This is a genomic window from Nocardia tenerifensis NBRC 101015, assembly GCF_000308715.1.
GTDB lineage: Bacteria > Actinomycetota > Actinomycetes > Mycobacteriales > Mycobacteriaceae > Nocardia > Nocardia tenerifensis.
The window spans coordinates 1-17,880 of sequence record NZ_BAGH01000587.1 but is presented as its reverse complement, the minus strand read 5'-3'; the positions used below and the strand labels follow the sequence as shown (position 1 = coordinate 17,880).

At 67.6% G+C, this 17,880-nt stretch carries 21 protein-coding genes; 17 read left to right on the top strand and 4 right to left on the bottom strand.

Features of this window, described 5'->3' with window-relative positions; all coding sequences use genetic code 11:
- Positions 1–92: 92 nt before the first annotated feature.
- Positions 93–698: a TetR/AcrR family transcriptional regulator gene (locus ON39_RS39175; protein ID WP_040741778.1), complete on the bottom strand. Its 606-nt coding sequence runs from the start codon at positions 696–698 to the stop codon at positions 93–95.
- A gap of 95 nt (positions 699–793) precedes the next feature.
- Here ON39_RS39175 and ON39_RS39170 point away from each other — a divergent pair, with 95 nt between their 5' ends.
- The 9 genes from ON39_RS39170 (at position 794) to ON39_RS39130 (ending at position 8,146) form a co-directional block, all read left to right on the top strand.
- Positions 794–2,032, top strand: a complete 1,239-nt coding sequence (locus tag ON39_RS39170) for a cytochrome P450 (RefSeq protein WP_040741776.1) — start codon at positions 794–796, stop codon at positions 2,030–2,032.
- A gap of 20 nt (positions 2,033–2,052) precedes the next feature.
- Positions 2,053–2,238: a ferredoxin gene (locus tag ON39_RS39165; protein WP_040741792.1), complete on the top strand. Its 186-nt coding sequence runs from the start codon at positions 2,053–2,055 to the stop codon at positions 2,236–2,238.
- Between the two features lie 152 nt (positions 2,239–2,390).
- Complete coding sequence (locus ON39_RS39160; protein ID WP_246002682.1) at positions 2,391–2,690, top strand: type VII secretion target; 300 nt, start codon at positions 2,391–2,393, stop codon at positions 2,688–2,690.
- A complete protein-coding gene (locus tag ON39_RS39155; protein ID WP_040741771.1) occupies positions 2,687–2,983 on the top strand; it encodes a WXG100 family type VII secretion target in 297 nt (98 codons plus the stop codon). Before ON39_RS39160 ends, ON39_RS39155 begins: the two co-directional genes overlap by 4 nt.
- 5 nt (positions 2,984–2,988) lie before the next feature.
- The gene (locus tag ON39_RS39150; RefSeq protein WP_040741769.1) at positions 2,989–4,398 is read left to right on the top strand and encodes a hypothetical protein; all 1,410 of its coding nucleotides are present in this window, start codon (positions 2,989–2,991) and stop codon (positions 4,396–4,398) included.
- A gap of 86 nt (positions 4,399–4,484) precedes the next feature.
- Positions 4,485–4,805: a hypothetical protein gene (locus tag ON39_RS39145; protein WP_110293332.1), complete on the top strand. Its 321-nt coding sequence runs from the start codon at positions 4,485–4,487 to the stop codon at positions 4,803–4,805.
- Between the two features lie 174 nt (positions 4,806–4,979).
- Positions 4,980–5,756, top strand: a complete 777-nt coding sequence (locus ON39_RS39140) for an alpha/beta fold hydrolase (protein WP_306307560.1) — start codon at positions 4,980–4,982, stop codon at positions 5,754–5,756.
- Between the two features lie 83 nt (positions 5,757–5,839).
- The gene (locus ON39_RS39135; RefSeq protein ID WP_040741766.1) at positions 5,840–7,219 is read left to right on the top strand and encodes an acyl-CoA dehydrogenase family protein; all 1,380 of its coding nucleotides are present in this window, start codon (positions 5,840–5,842) and stop codon (positions 7,217–7,219) included.
- A gap of 24 nt (positions 7,220–7,243) precedes the next feature.
- Positions 7,244–8,146: an alpha/beta fold hydrolase gene (locus ON39_RS39130; protein WP_051187675.1), complete on the top strand. Its 903-nt coding sequence runs from the start codon at positions 7,244–7,246 to the stop codon at positions 8,144–8,146.
- On the opposite strand, the gene ON39_RS39125 is transcribed toward ON39_RS39130, so the two are convergent.
- The gene (locus tag ON39_RS39125; protein WP_281278343.1) at positions 8,129–9,184 is read right to left on the bottom strand and encodes a sensor histidine kinase; all 1,056 of its coding nucleotides are present in this window, start codon (positions 9,182–9,184) and stop codon (positions 8,129–8,131) included. The genes ON39_RS39130 and ON39_RS39125 overlap by 18 nt on opposite strands.
- A 16-nt stretch (positions 9,185–9,200) precedes the next feature.
- Complete coding sequence (vanR-Sc, locus tag ON39_RS39120; protein WP_040741764.1) at positions 9,201–9,875, bottom strand: VanSc-type vancomycin resistance response regulator transcription factor VanR; 675 nt, start codon at positions 9,873–9,875, stop codon at positions 9,201–9,203.
- 89 nt (positions 9,876–9,964) lie between these two features.
- On the opposite strand from vanR-Sc, the gene ON39_RS39115 reads away from it, so the two are divergent.
- From ON39_RS39115 to ON39_RS39085, 8 genes are all read left to right on the top strand, one after another.
- Positions 9,965–10,546: a M15 family metallopeptidase gene (locus tag ON39_RS39115; RefSeq protein WP_040741789.1), complete on the top strand. Its 582-nt coding sequence runs from the start codon at positions 9,965–9,967 to the stop codon at positions 10,544–10,546.
- A complete protein-coding gene (locus ON39_RS39110) occupies positions 10,546–11,868 on the top strand; it encodes a DoxX family protein (RefSeq protein WP_246002734.1) in 1,323 nt (440 codons plus the stop codon). The genes ON39_RS39115 and ON39_RS39110 overlap by 1 nt, the downstream gene beginning before the upstream one ends.
- 77 nt (positions 11,869–11,945) lie before the next feature.
- Positions 11,946–12,368 carry a low affinity iron permease family protein gene (locus ON39_RS39105; protein ID WP_246002680.1) on the top strand — a complete coding sequence of 141 codons (423 nt, stop codon included), beginning with the start codon at positions 11,946–11,948 and terminating at the stop codon, positions 12,366–12,368.
- A 46-nt stretch (positions 12,369–12,414) separates the two neighbouring features.
- On the top strand, positions 12,415–12,555 hold the full coding sequence (locus ON39_RS49300) for a hypothetical protein (protein WP_157195604.1): 141 nt from the start codon (positions 12,415–12,417) through the stop codon (positions 12,553–12,555).
- A 247-nt stretch (positions 12,556–12,802) separates the two neighbouring features.
- The gene (locus tag ON39_RS39100; RefSeq protein ID WP_040741763.1) at positions 12,803–13,303 is read left to right on the top strand and encodes a hemerythrin domain-containing protein; all 501 of its coding nucleotides are present in this window, start codon (positions 12,803–12,805) and stop codon (positions 13,301–13,303) included.
- Between the two features lie 44 nt (positions 13,304–13,347).
- Positions 13,348–14,448, top strand: coding sequence for a glutamate--cysteine ligase 2 (locus ON39_RS39095; protein WP_040741762.1), 1,101 nt, complete (start codon positions 13,348–13,350; stop codon positions 14,446–14,448).
- 22 nt (positions 14,449–14,470) lie between these two features.
- Complete coding sequence (locus ON39_RS39090; protein WP_040741761.1) at positions 14,471–15,658, top strand: zinc-dependent alcohol dehydrogenase; 1,188 nt, start codon at positions 14,471–14,473, stop codon at positions 15,656–15,658.
- A 209-nt stretch (positions 15,659–15,867) separates the two neighbouring features.
- A complete protein-coding gene (locus ON39_RS39085; protein WP_040741759.1) occupies positions 15,868–16,860 on the top strand; it encodes an Rpn family recombination-promoting nuclease/putative transposase in 993 nt (330 codons plus the stop codon).
- 107 nt (positions 16,861–16,967) lie between these two features.
- On the opposite strand, the gene ON39_RS39080 is transcribed toward ON39_RS39085, so the two are convergent.
- Positions 16,968–17,807 (bottom strand): glucose 1-dehydrogenase, encoded by an 840-nt coding sequence (locus ON39_RS39080; RefSeq protein WP_040741757.1) that lies wholly within the window; start codon positions 17,805–17,807, stop codon positions 16,968–16,970.
- Positions 17,808–17,880 lie beyond the last annotated feature (73 nt).

Genomic DNA, 17,880 nt, shown 5'->3' with positions numbered 1-17,880 from the left:
CGCTGTCCCTCCACTATCCTCTCCAGATTCGCGGCGGCAGTTGAACGGGCCGGTGCCCGGATATGACCGGAGCGCTTCCGGCGATCGGACAGTCAGGGCTCGCGCAGGACCAGCGGCAGATACACCTCGTCGACGATCTCGACGATGATCTCGTCCTCGACCGGCGCGCCGAACAGCAGAAAGTGGTTGCGCAGCAGGTCCGGTGCGACGGTGGCGCGCCGGGAGTCCAGGACGCGGCGATCGACCTCGCCGCGCTCGACCGCCCGCTCCAGGATCGGGCGGATCGCCCCCGAGCCGACCCGGTGCACCCGCTCCCGGATGAGCCGGGCGAGGTCGGGGTCGCGCGTCATCTCCCCGAGCAGGCCGCGCATGATGCCGCCGAACGGGGTGTCCATCTTCGCCGACACGCGGCGCAGCAGGGTGAGCACGTCGGAGCGCAGCGCGCCGGTGTCGGGGGCGTCGACCTCGGCGGCGCCGTCCAGCTCGCACGCGTCCATCACCAGCTCGGCGCGCCCGGCCCAGCGGCGGTAGAGCACGGTCTTGCTGGTGCGCGCCCGGGTGGCGACCCGGTCCATGGTCAGGCCGGAGTAGCCGACCTCGGCGAGCTCGGCGAGGGTCGCGGTGAGGATGGCGCGCTCCAATTCCTCGCCGCGCCGGCGCGAGGCTTTGCGATGGTCCACCGGTTGCTGGACATCCACTGGGCGTGTCTCCTGAAAAACGTTGCGTTGCTTGGGAAGACAGCATAACCTTGAAATAGAGTACCAAGAGTATCTTACGAGCTCGAGGGGATCCGATGAGTGACGCCGCGCCAACCGTTGACACCGCCGCACCGCCCCGAACAGACAGCGCGCCTGCCTTTCCGAGCGATCGCACCTGCCCCTATCGGCTGCCCGCGCAGTACACGCGATTCCGCGACGAAGCGCGGCCGATGCAGCGGGTCACCCTCTTCGACGGGCGCCCCGCGTGGGTGGTGACCAGGCACGAGACAGCCCGCGCGCTGCTCGCCGATCCTCGGCTGTCGTCGGACCGCTCGCACGCGTCGTTCCCCGCCCTCTCGCCGCGCTTCCGCATGTTCCGCGAGCGGCAGCGGCCGTTCATCGCGCTCGACCCGCCCGAGCACACCGCCAAGCGGCGGATGCTGATCACCGAGTTCACCGTCAAGCGGGTCAAGAGCATGCGGGCTGACATCGAGCGGATCGTGCACGGCTGCCTCGACGAGATGCTCGCCGCGGGGCCGCCCGCCGACCTCGTCAGCCAGTTCGCGCTGCCGGTGCCGTCGCTGGTCATCTGCCAGCTGCTCGGCGTGCCGTACGAGGACCGCGAGCGGTTCCAGGACGCGAGCAGACGAATGGTGCAGTCGGACACCGCGGCCGCCGCGATCGGCGCGCGCGACGAACTCGACGCTTACCTGGACGGGCTGATCGCCCAGTTGGAGGCGAACCCGGGCCCCGGCCTGCTGTCGGCGTTGATCGCAGATCAGATGGCGCACGGGCAGATCGACCGTGCGGAACTGGTCGCCACCGCGTTGCTGCTCTTGGTCGCGGGCCACGAGACGACGGCGTCGATGACCGCACTCTCGGTGATCACCCTGCTCGACCACCCCGAGCAGCACGCCGCGCTGCGCGCCGACCCCGGGCTCATCTCGAGCGCCGTCGAGGAGCTGCTGCGCTACCTCGCCATCGCCGACGTCGGCGGCGGCCGATTCGCCAAGGCGGACATCGAGATCGACGGTTTCCTGATCAAGGCGGGCGACGGCGTGCTCATCAGCAACGCCATCGCCAATCGCGACGGGGCCGTGTTCGCCGAGCCGGACGCCTTCGACATCCACCGCTCGGCCCGCCACCACATCTCCTTCGGCTTCGGCGTGCACCAGTGCCTCGGCCAGAACCTGGCCCGCCTCGAGCTCGAGATCGTCCTCACCGCCCTGTTCGAACGAGTCCCGACGCTGCGCCTCGCCGTCCCCGTCGACCAGCTCACCCTGCGCCCCGGCACGACGATCCAAGGTGTCAACGAACTCCCCGTCACCTGGTGACCCCACCCCCGAGGACCCCCATGCGCATCACCGCCGACCGCAACGTCTGCATAGGCGCGGGCCTCTGCGCCCTCACCGCCCCCGAAGTCTTCGACCAAAGCGACGAAGACGGCCTCGTCCACCTCCTAGACCCCACCGCCACCACCCCCGCCGCCCGAGAAGCCATCCAAATCTGCCCCTCCGGAGCCCTAACCCTCACCGATTAAGGTCATTCGACACGAGGCGAGATCTTTTGGTACGCAAGGGCTCCGGCGCCGCGATGCGCGGCACTGACCCTTCGCCGACCGCATGACTGCTAGCATCAGTATTCATGGACGGGAGCGGGGAGTCCCAGGGGGCCGGCGCTGAGGTGTCAGTTGTGCCGGAGAAGGTACGCGAGGTCGGCGAATATGTCCGTGAGCTAGCCGAATCATTGCGCACGGCACTGGATTCCGCGGCTAAAGACGTAGAATCGCTGACGAACGGCAACTGGACCGGTGCCGCGGCCACCGACTTCGGTGCGGGGTGGACTGACGTGCGCGACGGCGGGACGCAGATCATGGCGGCGTTGACCGGCATGGCGGAGAAGCTCGGCGTCGCGGCCAACGCTTACCAAACGCGCGACGAGGGCAACGCTTCGTCTCTGCGCGCCGCTACGTTCAGTCTGGATCTGCCGTGACCACCGAGTTCTCGGTTGACCTCGATCAACTCGACGAAGTCGTCGCGCGTCTGTCCAACCTGGCGGGGTTCGTAACCGATCACCTGGACGAGATCGACGACCGAGTTGCCACGCTGGCCGGAAGTGGCTGGGAAAGCGTTGCCGCCCAAGCCTATGCCGAGGCTCATCGGCAATGGGCTGCCGGAGCCCGGGAGTTCGCCGAAGGCATACGCGAGATGAGTGACGCAGCCAAAAAAGCCCACGCTCGCTACACTCGCGCCCTCGATCTCAACGCCCGTATGCTGCAGGGCTGACGGCAATGCGAGTCGACTGGCAGGTCTATTACGACGCCGCCAAAAAATGTCACGAGCTCGCGACCGACCTGCGTGCCGCGGACAAGCCGGTGCACGACGCCATGAAAAGCGAGTGCGCGGGAATGGCGGGGGATGCGCCGGGCTGCAAAGAATGGGGAAAATCCTTTGATCGTGCGTCCCTGCAGACCGCGCAGACTTGCACGAACCTGGCGGACGCGCTGACAAACTTCGGTTACGTATTGTATGCCACGGGTTACAACTATGGAATCAGTGATCAAGGAAAAACCAGCACGCAGCCCACTCGGCCCGACGTGCGACAGGTTCCGCTGTACAAGGTCGACTTCCCTTCCTCCGTCGGCGACAATGGGAACGGCATCAAACGCGATCACACCGTCGGAGTCGAAGCGGTGTTCAATGAGGTCGCCGATCAGATCGCGAGCGCGTTCGGCAAACTGCCCAACGGCGATACCGGAAAGTTGGACAAGGCCGTATCGGTGTGGTCGACGTTCGCCAACCATGACACGATCACCAATGCCGCGTCTCGCATAAGTGCGATCATAGGTCTGTTCGAAGGCGCTGATGACGCACGCAGTCTCAAGTATCAACAAAACTTGGAAGCGATCCGCAGTCATCTCGGGACACTGCGTGACGGCGCTTCGCAGGTCGCTACTGCCTCGCTGAGCCTAATCGGTCCGATCAAGGACTACAGCGCAGGGACGGCCGAAGTCCGTATCGACTTCGAGAATGCCATCAAGTCCGCCCTGGTGGCACTCACCGCCACACTCGCCGTCGCGGCGGTGACAGCGTGGTTCACCTTCGGCGCGAGCATCGCCGCGGCGGGCGGCAGCGCGGTCGTCATCGGTGGACAGACGGTACGGGCCATTCAGATTGCGTACGACGCCAGCAAGTTGTACAGAGCGCTCGGCTGGAGTACCGCAGCAGCTGCGGCATATGTCGGGACGATGGCCGCCTTCAATGGGGCGCCCGACCTCAATGCCGTGTCCGCGGCGCTCGCCGGGATAATCTCGATGAAAGCCGTGATCGACGACGACAGCCCGGATTCCGGTGGCGAAGCCGGGTCGGCGGCCGTGCCGAACAAAGACGTCACAGACGAAATGGCGAGAATGCTTCAGCAAGGAATCCATCCGGGCGAAGACTGTTCAGAGATCGCCGAACATCTGGAGAAGGTAGCCGGCGGCGTCGGCGAGATTCTCCGAGTGGATCCACCGGCGGGCAAGGAGTTGACTGTCGAAGAGTACGGACGGAGTGAAGAGTTCCTCTATCATGAGGTCTATACCGACGGTAAATATGTGTACGATCCGAGGCATAGTTCGAGTCCGGTACCCATCGAGCAATGGCGGAAGACAATTATGGGCGATAACCCAGGCGCTACCATAAAGACGGTTGGAAAATGAGGACGGGCGATTTCATTGCCCGTTTGCGGCGGTTCGGCGAGCTCGAATGGTATCGCCACGGGGGCGGTAGGGGTGACACCGGCGAGATGGTTCCGCCGGTGGTGGTCTGGCGGTTCGCGGAACCGCGGCCGGTCGAGTTCGTCGACGTGCTGCGCGGGATCGTGGACGACGAGAGCCGGGAGATCGACTGGGTGCTCGATACCACTCGGCGAAACTGGGTGCTGGTGCCTTCGCGAGTGATGGCGGAGAAGGAGGCTCATCACTTCGCGACCGAGGCTCAGGCGGTGGCCTTGCTGGAGCAAGAGGATCCGGAGTTCTGCCTGCACTCGGTGAACGATCTCGAGCGGATCGTCGCGGCTCTGGATCGAAGTGCCGACTTCCCTGTCTCGGGGTGCGCGACTTCCTAGCCGAAGAGCGTTGGCTCGATCGGTGGTGAAGAGATCCGGTGGGGCCGATTAGTTTGGGGGGATGGGTAGGTCTGTACCGGTATGACTACACATGAGCTCGAGACTTCTGGCGCGGTGCTGACGTATGACGTGTACGGGTCGTTGCCTGGCGCTGATGGGCGGGCGCCTCTGGTGATGATCGGGTTGCCGATGGGTGCCAGTGGGTTCGGTTCGCTTGCTTCGTATTTCGGTGATCGGACCGTGGTTGCCTATGATCCGCGGGGGGTTGGGCGGAGCGTTCGTACCGATGGGGAGGTGGATAATGTTCCGGCGGTTCATGCCGGGGATGTGCGTGCCATTATCGAGGCGCTCGGCGCGGGGGCGGTCGAGATCTTCGCGAGCAGCGGTGGGGTCATTGTCGCGCTCGCGCTGGTGACCGCCCACCCGGAGGACGTGACGACACTGGTGGCGCATGAGCCGCCGCTGCTGACCGCGCTGCCGGATGCCGCGGCGGCCGAGCGTGCCTCGCTGAGGTATCGGGAAGCCTACGCGGCGAAGGGTTTCGGGGCGGGGATGGCGGGGTTCATCGCCATGACGTCCTGGCAGGGGGAGTTCACGGACGAGTATTTCGCATCGCCTGAGGCAGATCCGGCGATGTTCGGCCTGCCGACCGAGGACGACGGACGCCGCGACGACCCGCTGCTGTCGGAGCGTTCGCGGCCGGTCCTCGACTACCGCGCCGACATCGCCGCACTCACCGCCGCGCCGATCCGCATCGTCGTCGGCTACGGCGAGGAGTCGAAAGGCACTGTCACCCACCGCACCTCGGCGGCGCTCGCCGAGCAGCTCGGGCAGGAGCCGGTGCAGTTCCCCAGCCATCACGGCGGTTTCACCGGCCCGGAGTCCGGCTACCCGGGCCAGCCGGAGGCGTTCGCGCGCATCTTGAAAGAAGTCCTCGACGCGAACAGCTGATCGAGAGCGTCGAGAAGCCAAGGGGTTCAGCGCTCAGCACCGCCGCAACGTGTCAAGCACGCGTTTCGGGGTATGCCTGAGGGGTGGCCTTTGATCTGACGCCGACGGCGGCACAGCACGACCTGGGTCGGCGAGCGCACGAGTTCGCGCGCGATTGCGTGCGTCCGGTGGCGGCGCACTACGACCAGGCGCAGGAGTTTCCGTGGCCTGTGCTGGAAGAGGCGGCGACGCGCGGGTTTTACAGCCCGCTGTTCTACCGGGACCTGATCGGGGATCCGACGGGGCTGTCGCTGCCGATCTTCATGGAGGAATTGTTCTGGGGCTGTGCGGGCATCGGGTTGGCGATCGTGATGCCCGCGCTGGCCCTCTCGGCGATCGGCCAGGCCGCCACGCCGGAGCAGATGCTGCGGTGGGCGCCCGAATGTTTCGGCACCCCGGGTGATCTGAAGCTTGCCGCGCTGGCGATCTCGGAGCCCGAGGGCGGCAGCGACGTGCGCAACCTGCGCACCCGCGCCGTCCGCGACGGCGACGACTGGATCATCGACGGCCACAAGATGTGGATCGGCAACGGCGGCATCGCCGACGTGCACGTGGTGAACGCCGTGGTGGACGAGGAATTGGGGCATCGGGGCCAGGCGCTGTTCATAGTCCCCGGCGGCACACCGGGTTTGGAGCTGGTGCGCAAACTCGACAAGCTCGGCTGCCGCGCCTCGCACACCGCCGAGTTGAAGTTCGACGGCGTGCGCGTGCCCTCGGAGCACCTGCTCGGCGGCGTGGAGAAGCTCGAACACTCGCTGGCGCAGAAGCGCGAGGCGGCCCGCGGCAACGGCCGGTCCGGCTCGGTGACCCTCGGCACGTTCGAGCAGACACGCCCGATGGTCGCCGCCCAGGCTCTCGGAATAGCCAGGGCCGCACTGGAATACATGACCGCGTACGCGAACGGCCGTGAGGCCTTCGGCGCGCCGATCATCGACAACCAGGGCGTCGCCTTCCCGATCGCGGACCTGGCCACCGAGATCGACGCCGCCCGACTGCTCACCTGGCGCGCGTCCTGGATGGCCGCCAACGGCGTGCGGTTCGAGCGCGGGGAGGGCTCGATGGCGAAGCTGGCGGCCAGCGAGGTGGCGGTGCGCGCGACCGAACGCGCGATCCAGACGATGGGCGGCTGGGGCTACATCACCGACCACCCGGTGGAGAAGTGGTACCGGGACGCCAAGCTGTACACCATCTTCGAGGGCACCAGCGAGATCCAGCGCGTCGTCATCTCGCACGCGCTGGGCGCCGCCGAGGGCAGGCCGCCGCTGCATGTGGACCTCGAGCCCTCGGGCGGCCCGCTGAACCGGATGTTCGGCCGCGGCACCGAGGTGCGCGGCCGGGCCGCGGCGGCCGCGCTGGGCATGCGCGACCGGGTGCCGCGGCCGATCATGAAGGCCGCGCTGCGGATGCTGCGGCCGCCGCGATGAAGTATGGGTGAGAGGACGGGGCTGGTGTTCGAAGGGTTTGTGTCAGAGGCGATTCCGCTGCGGGAGTCGACGATTTTCGTGCGGTCGGGCGGCTCGGGCCCGCCGGTGCTGCTGCTGCACGGGCATCCGCGGACCTCGGCGACGTGGCACCGGGTGGCGCCCGCGCTCGTGGCGCGCGGATTCACCGTGGTGTGCCCCGATCTGCGCGGCTACGGCAGATCACGCGGCCCCGAACCCACCGCCGACCACAGCGCGCACTGCAAACGCGCGGTGGCACAGGACATGCTGGAGGTCATGGCCTCGCTCGGGCACACCCGCTTCGGGCTGGTCGGCCACGATCGCGGCAGCTACGTCGCCCTGCGGCTGGCGCTCGATCACCCCGAGGCGGTCTCGCGGATCGCGCTGATGGACTGCCTGCCCATCAGCGAGCACCTCGCGCGCCTGACCACGGACTTCGCCACCCAGTGGTGGCACTGGTTCTTCTTCGCCCAGCCCGACACCCCCGAACGCGTCATCAACGCCGACCCCGACAGCTGGTACCGCGGCGACCCGAACGTCATGGGCCGCGCCAACTACGACGAATGGCGCTCCGCCACCAGGGATCCGCGCGTCGTGCGGGCCATGCTCGAGGATTACCGCGCCGGGCTGACCATCGACCGCCTGCACGAGGAGCAGGACCGTGCCGCGGGCAACCGCCTGCGCTGCCCCACGCTGATCCTGTGGTCACTGCGCGACGATCTCGAGCAGCTCTACGGCGACCCGCTGCGGATCTGGCGCGACTGGGCCGACGACGTGCGCGGCCACGGCCTCGACTCCGGACACCACATCGCCGAGGAGGCGCCCGCCGAACTGACCGAGGCGCTCGCCGAGTTCTTCGAAAAGCCCGGCGCCGCACCGGAAATCCGTCCCTCAGTCAGCCGAGGGTAGCCACACCGTGACGCACAGCCCGCCCGCGGGTCGCGCGGCGACGCTCAGCGTCCCCCCGTGCGCCCGGGTGATGCTGTCGACGATGGCCAAACCCAGTCCGACACCGGCGTGGTCGGTGCGCACGCGCTCGCTCCCGCGCTGAAACGGCTCCACCAGGCGGGAAACCACGCTCGGGTCGAGGAGGTCGCCGGTGTTCTCGACCGTGAGCACGACGCCCCTCGGCGCGACCGCCGTGGTGACCCACGCGATGCCCCGTTCCGGCAGATTGTGCACGATCGCGTTGTGCACCAGGTTCATCGTCATCTGCAGGAGCAGCGCGTTCGAGCCGACGGTGCGGGTCGTCTCCCCGGCGGTCTCCAGCGTGACGCCGTGCTTCTCCGCGAGCGAGAGCAGCGTCTCGCTGGCCTCCTCCGCGAGCAGCGACAGGTCGACGTGCTCGCGCGTGAACGTGCGCTGATCCGCCCGGCTGAGCAGCAGCAGCGCCTCGGTGAGGTCGATCGCGCGGGCATTGACGTAGTGCAGGCGATCGACGAGTTCGCCGACGTCGCTTCGTCTTTCGTCACGCGCCACGTCGAGCAGGGTCTGCGTGATCGCCAGCGGGGTGCGCAGCTCGTGGGAGGCGTTGGCCGCGAATCGGCGCTGCTCGGCGACGTGAGCCTCGAGCCGCGCGAGCATGGTGTCGAAGGCGTCGGCGAGTTCGCGGAACTCGTCCTGCGGTCCCGGCAGCCGAATCCGATGGGAGAGTGAGCCATTCGCGGCCCGGCGGGTGGCGTCGGTGATCCGGGTCAGCGGCGCGAGCATGCGGCCGGCCAGCAGCCACCCGCCCAGGAGGCCGAAGATCAGCAGGAAGCCCAGCACCGCGGCCATGAACGGGGCGAAGGCGCGAAACAGCACCCGGCGGTTGATCCAGAAGTTGCCGGTGGTGTCGATCCAGCCGGGCGGTATCCGGTAGAGGTAGAAGAACAGCATGGCCGCGAGCAACAGGATGCCCGTGAGCATGAGGAAACCGGCATAGCTGAGGGTGAGTTTGAGCCGCACGCTCAAACCCGGATCCCTACGCACCCTCGGCTCCGGTGTCGATGCGGTAGCCGACCCCGGCCACGGTGGCGATGATCCACGGCTCGCCGAGCCGTTTGCGCAAGGCCGACACGGTGATACGCACCGCGTTGGTGAACGGGTCCGCGTTCTCGTCCCACGCCCGCTCCAGCAGTTCCTCGGCGCTCACGACGCCGCCCTCGGCGGCTACGAGCACCTCCAGCACCGCGAACTGTTTGCGGGTGAGCGCGACATAGCGGCCGTCGCGGTAGACCTCGCGGCGAAACGAGTCCAGCCGCAGACCCGCGATCTCCCGCACGGGCGGCCTGCTGTGGCCGCGCCTGCGGTCGAGCGCCCGCAGCCGCAGCACGAGCTCGCGCAGCGCGAAGGGCTTGGTGAGGTAGTCGTCGGCGCCGAGCTCGAACCCGGACGCCTTGTCGTCGAGGCGGTCGGCCGCGGTGAGCATGAGAATCGGCATCCCGCTGCCGGAGGCCACGATGTGCTCGGCGATATCGTCGCCGGAGGGGCCGGGGATGTCGCGGTCGAGCACCGCGATGTCGTAGGCGTTGACGCTCAGCAGCTCCAGCGCGGTGTCGCCGTCGCAGGCGAGGTCGGCCGCGATCGCCTCCAGGCGCAGGCCGTCGCGGATGGCCTCGGCCAGATACGGTTCGTCCTCGACGATCAACACGCGCATAAGACCTCGATTCTCGCAGCGGGGGCATATCGCGGGCATATCGAAAATCGCATACGCGCCGGCAACACCGCGCTCAGTTGACTGAGGGCATGAAACCCAGCGCACCGGCGAGCAGACGTCTCCGATCGACCTTCCTCGCCGCCATTGTCGTCATCAGCTCCGCCTTCGCCGGCGTCCTGGTCTACCAGTCGCTGACCTCCCTGACCTCCTCGGCCGTGCACTTTCCCCACGGTGACCGCCGCGACGGCGTGAGCGTCTTCGACGACGACAGCCCGTCCGTTGCCAACCTCGACCCGGAACTGCGCGCCGCGCTGCGCCGAGCCGCGACCGACGCCGCGGACGACGGCGTCGAGTTCGTCGTCAACAGCGGCTGGCGCTCCCCGGAATACCAGGCCCAGCTGCTGCGTGAGGCGGTCGCGAAGTACGGCTCGGCGCGCGAGGCCGCCCGCTGGGTGGCCGACCCCACCACGTCCGCGCCCGTCTCGGGAGAGGCGGTCGACGTCGGACCCGCCAAGGCGGCGACGTGGCTGTCCACGAACGGCGCGGCGTACGGGCTGTGCCAGATCTACGCCAACGAGCCCTGGCACTACGAACTGCGCCCCGAGGCCGCCGACCAGGGCTGCCCGGCCCCGTACGCCGACCCGACCCACGACCCGAGGATGCAGCAGTGATCGACGCGCCGGACGTCACCACCGTGCAGACGCGCCGAAACACTCTGGCGCAGGCGGCATTACGATTCTCCGTCGTCTATTGCAGCCTGTACTGCCTGCTCGTCACGACGATCATGTTCACCTTCCTCGGCGTCGTGGAACGCTGGATCCGCAGGCGCGGCGGCCCGTGGAACCTGGTGCTGACCGACCCCGTCACGAGCTGGGTCGGCAAGACGGTCTTCGGCGTCGACGCGGTGCTGCATCAAGACTCCGGAGTCGGCGACCAGACGGCCATCTGGGTCCTGGTCTTCTGCAACCTGGTGGTCGCGGTGCTCGCCACCGCCGTGTGGACCGCGCTCGACCGCCGCGCCGCCCACCCCCGCCTCCTGGCCTGGTTCACGCTGTTCCTGCGCGCGTGCCTCGGCGGGCAGATGCTGTCGTTCGGGTTCGCCAAGCTGTTCCCGACGCAGATGCCCGGCCCCTCGCTGGCGCAGCTGCTGCAGCCCTACGGCGACTTCAGCCCGGCCTCGGTGCTGTGGTTGCAGGTCGGCAGCTCGCCGCCCTACGAGATGGCGCTCGGCGCGGTGGAGGTCGCGGCCGGATTGCTGCTGTTCGTGCCGCGCACCGCGGTGCTCGGGGCGGCCCTGAGCGCGGCGAGCACGGCGCAGATCCTCCTATTGAACATGGCCTTCGACATACCGGAGAAGCTGCTCGCCGGGCACCTGCTGCTGTTCAGCCTCGTCCTGCTCGCCCCGTATCTGCGGCGACTGGCCGATCTGTTCGTGCGGCAACGCGCGTGCGCGCCGCTGACCCAGCCCGCGCTGTTCGCCGACGACCGGAAAAACCGTGCGGCACGGTGGATTCAGGTGGCCCTTGGCCTGTGGATCGCGTTCGGTTGCGGCTACGACCGGTGGGTGGTCTGGCAGCAGCAGTACGGCCCGGACCGGCCGAAATCCGAGCTGTACGGCATCTGGGACGTGCGCGAGTTCGCCGTCGGCGGACAGCCGCTGCCGCCGCTGACGACCGACGAGAACCGTTGGCAGCGAATCGTTTTCGACGCGCCCAAGGTGGCAACCTATCAGCGGATGAACGGCGAGCTGGTGCCCGTGCGCGCCGAGTTCCGGCCCGGCGGACAGCTGGACCTCACCGTGCCCGACAGCACGCACGCGAATCCGCCCTTCGCGCGACTGTCCGCCGAGAAACCCACCCCGGACCGGCTGATACTCCGGGGCGAACTGCGCGACAGCCCGGTCACCATCACCCTGGAACGCCGAGACCTCAGTACCTTCACCCTGCGCAGCCGCGGCTTCCACTGGATCCAGGACTACCCGTACTTCCGCTGACCGTTTGGCGCGCCGCCCGCCCGGCTATCCGATCGGTAGCTGACGAGCCGGTCGTCAGTCCAAGAAGGGAAGAGTTCATGCGCGACAACCCCCATCACTCCGGCGCCTCGACCAAGACGATGCCGTCGGACGTCCAGGGCAAACTGACGATCTTCGACCGGTTCGCCACCACCACTGCGACCCTGACCGCCAAGGCCGGCTTCTTCGTGTTCTGCGTGCTGCTGGTCTTGCTGTGGGCGCCGACCTTCCTGATCCTGCCCAGCGTCGACACCTGGCAGCTCGTGATCAACACCGCCACCACGATCATCACCTTCCTGCTGGTGGCGCTGCTGCAGAACACCCAGTCCCGCTCCGACGAGGCCCTGCAGCAGAAGCTCAACGCGATCGCCGACGCCCTGGCGGACTTCATGGGCGAGTTCAGTGACTCCCGCCCGGAGCTCGAACGCCACCGCCGGGAACTCGCCGAGGCGGTCGGGCTGGAGACCCGCGAGTCGGCATGAGCGCCGGCGTTTGAATAACCACCGGTATGCGGGGTAGAGCCCGTTCATGGAGATACTCGTGATCATCGTGATCGTGCTGCTGGTCGCCGGGGTCGTGCTGTACCGGAAGATGTCGGGCAAGCGGGGAGACGACACCGATCTGTCTACCGGCAACCCCTCGGCGAACAAGGGCGACGACCAGATCTGACGCGCGCACACGGCGGCGCTCGGCCTGCCGCCGAAAGGCATAGCCCTGCCGTCGAGAAGCCCGGCTCTGTCGTCGGGAAGCCTGACTCTGTCGTGGAGACTCGGCTGCCGAGATGCTGGGCCGTCGAGATGCTGGGCCGCCGAGTCACTCGGCCGTCGACACCGCTGCTCCCAGCGTTTCGACGGCCGGGCAAGGGGAACGTCCGGCGTAAGCCCGCTCGAAATCGTCCCCACCCCAAGGAGTATCGATGTCCACCGACGCGATCGTACTGTTGCGCGAAGACCACAGGGCCATCCGCAAACTGTTCCGCGACTTCGAGAAGGCGGGCCACGACGCGCACGCCACCAAGGGCAAGGTGGTCGACAAGATCATCAAGGCGCTCACCGTGCACACCTACCTCGAGAACGAGTGCATGTACCCCGAGGTCAGGAAGCTGCTTCCGGACCTGGAGGACGACATCCTGGAGTCCTACGAGGAGCACCACGTCGCCGACGTCCTGGTGAGCGAGCTCGCCGCGATGAAGCCCGACGACGAGCACTTCACCGCCAAGACCACCGTGCTCATCGAGAACGTGGACCACCACATCGACGAGGAAGAGCAGGAGTGGTTCCCGAAGGTGCGAGAACAGTTGGGGCGCAAGCAATTGCAGGACATCGGCGCGCGAATGCTGGAGCTGCGCAAGAAGGCGCCGACCTCGCCCGCGCAGCCCTCGGCGCTGAAGAAGACGGTCGACGCGGTGATCTCCTGACGCACTCGCCGTTTGCTGCGACGGCGCCGGGGCATGTTCAGGGTATGTCCAGTCCAGCGACGGTCGGCGTCGAAGAGGAATTCTTGTTGGTAGACCCGGCTACCGGCGCGCCGGTGCCGAAGAACATCGAGGTGGCGCGCACCGCCGAGGAGGTCGGGGTCGAGTTGCAGCTCGAGCTCACCTCCTGTCAGGTCGAGACCAGCACCGGCGTGCACGGCGACACCGCGGATTTGCTGAAGGAGCTGGGGCAACTACGCCGTCAGGTCGCCGACTGCGCGGCCCGCAACGACGCGCGGTTGCTCGCCGTGGCGGTCCCGCCCGCGGTGCCGGAACAGTTCCCGGTGACCGATACGCCCCGCTATCAGCGGATCGCGCGCGAGTTCGGGATGATCGCGCGGGAGCAGGGATTGTCGGGTTGCCATGTGCACGTTGCGGTTCCGGATCGCGACGTCGCGGTGCAAGTGAGCAACTATCTGCGGCCGTGGCTGCCGGTGTACCTGGCCCTCACGGCGAACTCCTCGGTCTATCGCGGCGCGGAGACCGGCTACGCGAGCTGGCGCAGCATCCTGTGGCGGCGCTGGCCGAGCGCGGGCCCGCCGCCCTACTTCGACTCGCTGGCCGACTTCGACGCCATGGTCGACATGATGCTGTCCAGCGGCAGCATCCTGGACCGCAAGATGGTGTACTGGGACGTCCGGCCGTCGGAATCCTTTCCCACCGTGGAGGTTCGGGTGAGCGACGTGCCCGCGACCGTCGCCGAGACCGCGCTGCTGGCCACCCTCGTCCGGGCGACCGCGATGACGGCGATGGCCGCCATCGACGACGGGCAGCCCGCCCCCGAGGTGCCCGCGGAGGTGCTGCGCGCCGCCTACTGGAACGCCGCCCGCTCCGGCCTCGACGGCGCCGGCCTCGACCCGCTGACCCGCCGCGTCGCACCCGTGCGCACCCTCGTCGCCGGGCTGGTCGACTACACCCGTCCCGCGCTCGACGAGCTCGGCGCGACCGCGTTCGTCGACGACACGCTCGCCGCGGTGCTGCACCGGGGCAACGGCGCCCGCCGGCAACTCGCCGCGCTGCGGAAGCGCAATGAAATCACCGATGTGACAACCGAACTCGCGAACGCGACGCTGGAGGGCTGCTCGTGACGCGACCGACCGAGGAGCTGAGATGAAGGCCGTCACCTGGCAGGGCAGGCGCAAGATCGGCGTCGAGAACGTGCCCGACCCGCGCATCGAGGACCCGGCCGACGCGATCATCCGGGTGACCTCCTCGGGCATCTGCGGATCGGACCTGCACCTCTACGAGGTCCTCGGCGCGTTCATGAGCGAGGGCGACGTGCTCGGGCACGAGCCCATCGGCGTGGTCGAGGAGGTCGGCGCGGGCGTGCGCGACCTCGCCGTCGGTGACCGGGTCGTCATCCCGTTCCAGATCGCCTGCGGCCACTGCTTCATGTGCGACCACGGTCTGAGCACCCAGTGCGAGACCACCCAGGTGCGCGAACAAGGCAGCGGCGCGGCGCTTTTCGGCTACTCCAAGCTCTACGGCCAGGTACCGGGCGGGCAGGCCGAGTATCTGCGGGTGCCGCACGCGGACTTCACCCACATCAAGGTCCCCGACGGGCCGTCCGACGACCGATTCCTGTACCTGTCCGACGTGCTGCCCACGGCCTGGCAGGCGGTCGAGTACGCCGCCGTGCCCGAGGGCGGCTCGCTCACCGTGCTCGGCCTCGGCCCGATCGGCGACATGGCCTGCCGCGTCGCCGCCCAGCGCGGGCTGCGGGTGATCGGGGTCGACCTCGTGCCGGAGCGGCTGCGCCGCGTCGCCGATCGCGGCATCGAGACGATCGATCTGTCCGCCATCGACCAGCCGATCGGCGACGTCGTCCGGGACCTGACCGAGGGGCGGGGGACCGACGCCGTGATCGACGCGGTCGGCATGGAGGCGCACGGCTCGCCGATCGCCGCCATGGCGCAGCGCTCCGCCGCCTTCCTCCCGGATGCGTTGGCGCAGAAGGTCGTCGGCAACGCGGGCCTGGACCGGCTGGCCGCGCTGCACAACGCCATCGACATCGTCCGCCGCGGCGGCACGATCTCGCTGATCGGCGTGTACGGCGGCATGCTCGACCCCATGCCGATGCGCATCCTGTTCGACAAGCAGATCCAGTTGCGGATGGGCCAGGCCAACGTCAAGCGGTGGGTCGAGGACATCATGCCGCTGCTCGGCGACGGCGACCCGCTCGGCGTAGAAACCTTCGCCACCCACCGGCTCCCGCTGGACGCCGCGCCCGAGGCATACGACATCTTCCAGCGCCAGGCCGACGGAGCGATCAAAATCGTCCTCGACCCGACAGCCTGAGCCTTGCCATACATTTCTTGATTTCCCCGCACACGAAATCGCAGGCAGGTGCATGCACGTTTAATCCCGCGGTTCCGATGTTAGGAGTTCTTCGCAATATAATTGGAAAGATCCAGAAGTGAAAGTTCCTGAGCCGCAAGTTATTTCGTGGAACGTTGCCTGGCTGATGGATTCGCATTTTGTCGGTGTGGCCGAGTAATCTCCGCGGCATGTCCGATGCGCCGAACAATCCGCATGACACCTATTTCCGTCGGGTGTTGACCCGCTCGTCCGACGCGGTGTGTGCGATTCGTGGCGCGGTTCCTGACAACCTGGCGGAGCTGGTGGATTGGTCGGTGATGGAGCTGCTGTCGTGCAGTTTCATCTCGAGGGAATTACGTTCCCGCTACACCGACATCCTCTATCGCACGCGTATGGCGGGCCGCGAGGCCTACATTTATGTGCTCGTGGAGCATCAGAGCAGTGTCGACCGCATGATGGCGCTGCGGATGCTGGGCTATCTGGTCGATATCTGGCGCTACTACCTGCGCCAGAACCCGAAGGCCCGGACGCTGCCGCCGGTGATCCCGGTGGTGGTGCACAACAACAGCACCGGATGCGCGTGGAGCGCCGAGACCGAGGTCTATGACCTGATCGATGTGGAGGAACCGGCCCGTTCGGCGATGGATCCGTGGCTGCCGCGGTTACGGTTCCTGCTCGATGACGTCGCCACGATGGACATGGAGGCTCTGCGGGCCAGAAAGCTCACTCCCGCGACGTTGGTGATGCTGGTGTTGCAGCAGATCGCCCCCGGCAATTCCCACCTCGAGGCGGACATGAAACCCCTGCTAGAGGACGTACGGGCGATGCAGGAGCAGCCCGGCGGGATAGATGATCTGATCACGATGTTCACGTACATTATTACCGTCGGTGAAACCACCGCAGAAAGCCTGGAATCATTGACCGACCAGCTCGGTCCCCGAGCCAAGGAGGCCGCCATGACAACCGCCGACCAACTCCGTGCCGAAGGTGAAGCGCGCGGACGCGCCGAGGGTGAAGCGCGCGGACGCGCCGAGGTCTTGCTCGAACTCTTGGCTTCGAGGTTCGGGTCGGTTCCTCGCCGTATTGTCGATGCCGTGTGCAATGCGGATCAAGAGCAGATGAGGCTTTGGTCCCGTCGTATTTTGACAGCTGGAAGCCTGGATGAGATCTTCGGCGTGTAGCTCGGGCGAGCCGGAAAGGTGTCTCGGAGGGTTGGAGGCATCGAACGGCTCGTCCAACGGCGCGGTCATGGGGGCGCCGAGCGCGTCGGCTGCGGCGGGGCGCGTGGTCAGAGGATGGGGCGGCCGCCGGTGACGGCGAGGCGGGCGCCGGAGATGTAGCTGCCGTCGTCGGAGGCGAGCAGCACGTAGGCCGGGGCGAGTTCGGCGGGCTGGCCGGCTCGGCCGAGGGGGACGTCGTCGCCGAACTTCGATACCTTCTCGGTGGGCATGGTCGAGGGGATGAGCGGGGTCCAAATGGGGCCGGGCGCAACGCTGTTCACGCGGATGCCGCGGTCGCCGAGGAGCTGGGCGAGGCTGGCCGAGAAGTTGGCGATGGCCGCCTTGGTCGCGGCGTAGGGGGCGAGGGTAGGCGAGGGCATGTCCGAGTTGACCGAGGAGCTGCCGATGATCGATGAACCCTCGGGCATGTGCGGCAGCGCGGCCTTCACCAGCCGGAAGTACGCGCTGACGTTCACGTGCAGGGTGTAGTCGAACTCCTCGTCGCTGATCTCCTCGATCGTCTCGTGCGTCATCTGGTAGGCGGCGTTGCTGACGAGCACGTCGATCTTGCCGAACTCCTGCACGGCGCGGTCGATGACGGTGCGGCACTGACCGGGCTCCGACAGATCGCCGGGTACGAGAACCGCTTTGCGCCCGGCCTGCTCCACCAGCGTGGCGACCTCCTTGGCGTCGTCGTCCTCGTTGAGGTAGGAGATCACCACGTCGGCGCCCTCGCGCGCGAACGCGATGGCCACCGCCCGGCCGATCCCGCTGTCCGCCCCCGTGATCACCGCCGTCTTACCCGTGAGCTTGCCCGTGCCGCGGTAACTGTCCTCCCCGCAGTCCGGCTTCGGCGTCATCCGGCCCTGGACTCCGGGAACCTGCTGCTGCTGTTCGGGAAAACCCATGACGACTCCTCCTTCGACGGTTACCGCGTTCGCTGGCCGACTACCTCCACGGGTCCGCGGCAAACCCCACGAT

Coding starts and splice junctions, on each gene's coding strand:
- ON39_RS39170 (WP_040741776.1), top strand. CDS start 794: ATGAGTGACGCCGCGCCAACCGTTGACACCGCCGCACCGCCCCGAACA.
- ON39_RS39150 (WP_040741769.1), top strand. CDS start 2,989: ATGCGAGTCGACTGGCAGGTCTATTACGACGCCGCCAAAAAATGTCAC.
- ON39_RS39165 (WP_040741792.1), top strand. CDS start 2,053: ATGCGCATCACCGCCGACCGCAACGTCTGCATAGGCGCGGGCCTCTGC.
- ON39_RS49300 (WP_157195604.1), top strand. CDS start 12,415: ATGGAGATACTCGTGATCATCGTGATCGTGCTGCTGGTCGCCGGGGTC.
- ON39_RS39090 (WP_040741761.1), top strand. CDS start 14,471: ATGAAGGCCGTCACCTGGCAGGGCAGGCGCAAGATCGGCGTCGAGAAC.
- ON39_RS39115 (WP_040741789.1), top strand. CDS start 9,965: ATGAAACCCAGCGCACCGGCGAGCAGACGTCTCCGATCGACCTTCCTC.
- ON39_RS39085 (WP_040741759.1), top strand. CDS start 15,868: ATGTCCGATGCGCCGAACAATCCGCATGACACCTATTTCCGTCGGGTG.
- ON39_RS39140 (WP_306307560.1), top strand. CDS start 4,980: ATGATCGGGTTGCCGATGGGTGCCAGTGGGTTCGGTTCGCTTGCTTCG.
- ON39_RS39145 (WP_110293332.1), top strand. CDS start 4,485: ATGGTTCCGCCGGTGGTGGTCTGGCGGTTCGCGGAACCGCGGCCGGTC.
- ON39_RS39105 (WP_246002680.1), top strand. CDS start 11,946: ATGCGCGACAACCCCCATCACTCCGGCGCCTCGACCAAGACGATGCCG.
- ON39_RS39095 (WP_040741762.1), top strand. CDS start 13,348: ATGTCCAGTCCAGCGACGGTCGGCGTCGAAGAGGAATTCTTGTTGGTA.
- vanR-Sc (WP_040741764.1), bottom strand. CDS start 9,875: ATGCGCGTGTTGATCGTCGAGGACGAACCGTATCTGGCCGAGGCCATC.
- ON39_RS39100 (WP_040741763.1), top strand. CDS start 12,803: ATGTCCACCGACGCGATCGTACTGTTGCGCGAAGACCACAGGGCCATC.
- ON39_RS39080 (WP_040741757.1), bottom strand. CDS start 17,807: ATGGGTTTTCCCGAACAGCAGCAGCAGGTTCCCGGAGTCCAGGGCCGG.